Genomic DNA, 2,812 nt, shown 5'->3' with positions numbered 1-2,812 from the left:
TGTGGTTTAACTGATTATATTTCAGTCTTTTGCGCCCTTTTCTACGTTCCCTTGTAACTCAATGTAATTTAATTTTAAACGTTAAACATTTGAGTTATGGAGCAGACAAAAAAATCGACGTTCAAACTGCTTTTCTATTTGAAAAAGAACGAACTGAAAAAGAATGGTAATGCCCCGATTATGGCACGTATTACCATTGACGGAACCCCGAAGACTTTCGGTACAAAGTTAGAAATTGACTCCAATAATTGGGATTTAAAACACGGTCGTGTTCAGGGCAAAAGTGCGCAGGCATTAAGCATCAATAAGAAACTGGATAATATACGTGGGCGTATCGACAAGATTTATGAAGATATGCTGAAGCACGAGGGCTTTGCAACCGCTCAAAAAGTGAAATTGTCATTTTTGGGTGTCGGTATAATGGAGGATGCTATATTAAAAGTCTTCAACGACCAAAATGAAGATTTTAAAAAACTGGTCGAAAAGGGAGAACGTACGCAAAGTACTTATTACAAGTATATTGTAGTTTACAATCATCTTACCTCTTTTATCAAAGAACGCTATCATCGTGATGATATGGCTTTCCGAGAATTGACAGGCGATTTTATCCGGGAGTTTGATTTTTACCTCCAGTACGATTTGCAGTCTTCGCATAACACGGTTTGGGTTTACACGATGCCTGTGTTAAGTCTGGTGGAATTGGCCATTAAAAAAGGCTTGATACGTGATAATCCGTTTCCGGATTATGAAATCAGTATGGAAGAAACCGACCGGGGTTACATCCTTAAAGAAGATGTTGAAAGGCTGATGTTGTGCGTACCACCGCACCCAGGGTATGAACTGGTAAAAGACCTGTTTATTTTCAGTTGCTTTACCGGACTTGCTTATGCGGATATTAGGAAATTGACAAGGAACAATATTCAATCATTCTTTGACGATCATCAATGGATTATCAGCAGGAGAAAGAAATCAGATATTGCTTCCAATGTTCGGTTAATGGAAATCCCTAAACGTATCATTGAGAAGTATTAGGGTACGACAAGGAATGAATTTATCTTTCCGGTTCCAACTAATGCCACCTGTAATACGCACATAGGTAAATTGGTTGAAAAGGCTGAAATCATTACAGAACAAAAAGTAACCTTTCATACGGCAAGACATACTTTCGGAACAATGTTTTTGACCGAGGGCGTACCGCTTGAAAACCTTAGCAAAATGATGGGACACAAAAACATTTCCACCACACAGATTTACGCTAAAATCACAAGCCAAAAAATCAGTAAGGATATGGATTTGGTTACCCCGAAATTCAAGGCAATGGAGGAAGCATTTATGATGACAATTTAATCAGCTTTTATTTAATCACAATGAGCAGAACTTAACGGTTCTGCTTTTTTTATGCTCACACTTTTTATGTAGATAAAGCACATTTACTTTCCTCTACCCAGTCCAACGTTGTAAAAGAGCTTATTACCTACCTGCTAAATAGAAAATTGAAAAACGAGACCCATATCTAATGCCCTTCTGCTATTCCGTTTTTCAAATCTCTATTACAGGCTATGAAAGCCTGGTCATTAATGCCATAAAATTTAGAGTAGAAAATTTCCACAATCAACCGGTAAAAAGGCAGCTAAGTTATAGCGGGCAGCCACCCCACACGCCCAACCAAAAGACTACGGCATAATGGCAAGGCAAAATGTTGGCTTCGCCGAATTGCTGTGTGTTGCCTTGCCACCCTCCGGGACTTATTCCGTTTCCTTTCAGTTTTACGCTGTTGCCCGATTGGATTATCTGCTTTCTTTTTTCCGGTTTTTCTTTTGGAAAAATTTATGCGAAACGAAGCGGAGCAAACCACAACGGGAAGCGGGATACGAGAAAAGCGAGTGAGTAAATAACATTTTTCAAACATCAAAATTTTAGAATTATGGCACACAACATCAATTTCAACGAGCAAACAGGGCGTCATTCATTCTTTAGCGTTCAGCAAAAAGCGTGGCACGGTTTGGGGCAAATCGTAGAACAGTACCCAACAAGCGAAGAAGCAATATTACACGCAGGTTTAGATTATGAGGTAATCAAATCCCCACTGTTCACACAGGGCAGAACAATGAGCATAGGCGACAGCGGAGAACTGATTGAAGCTAATGATATTTAGTACCTAACAGTTTCTCCACGCTTCGCACCGACACCAACACACCGTTAGGCGTAGTTGGTAAAGACTACCATATCGTACAGAACGTGAGGCGTTCAATTTCTTTGATGCTATTGTAGGCGGGGGCGATGGTATATTGTACGAAACCGCAGGAGCATTGGGCAACGGGGAACGCATTTTTATTACTGCCAAGCTGCCTGACTATATCCGAGTAGGTAACGGCGACGATGTTACAGAAAAGTACATTTTCTTAACCACAAGCCACGACGGTAGCGGAAGTATTACCGCAGCGTTTACCCCTATCCGTATCGTATGCCAAAACACCCTAAACGCTTCATTGCGGAGTATGACCAACGTGGTGCGTATCAAACACACATCAGGAGCAAAAAAACGCCTTGAAAACGCCCACAAGGTTATGGGGCTTGCCAACACCCTAAGCACACAGTTAGAGAACATTTTTAACGGCTGGGCTAAAGTAAGGGTAACAGACCGAGAAGTAAGAAAGCTAATCCAGTTGGCTCTTTGCCCGAACAAAGAAACGCTTAACCTGCTCAAAAAAGGTGCGGAAGATGAAGTTTCCACCGTGTTCAAAAACACCGTAGATGATGCCTTTGAATACGCTATGATAAGCGACACCCAACAAATGGCGACTACCAAAGG

At 41.1% G+C, this 2,812-nt stretch carries 2 pseudogenes; both read left to right on the top strand.

The features are described from left to right. Nucleotides 1-96 precede the first annotated feature (96 nt). Nucleotides 97-1,347, top strand: a pseudogene (locus GNY06_RS00795) (site-specific integrase). Nucleotides 1,348-1,924: 577 nt separating this feature from the next. Further along, nucleotides 1,925-2,812: pseudogene (locus GNY06_RS00790) on the top strand (DUF932 domain-containing protein); the annotation flags it as partial.

The organism is Elizabethkingia argenteiflava (genome assembly GCF_009904105.1).
GTDB lineage: Bacteria > Bacteroidota > Bacteroidia > Flavobacteriales > Weeksellaceae > Elizabethkingia > Elizabethkingia argenteiflava.
Note: the sequence above shows the minus strand (reverse complement) of the source record. Positions and strands in the feature narration are given on the sequence as shown.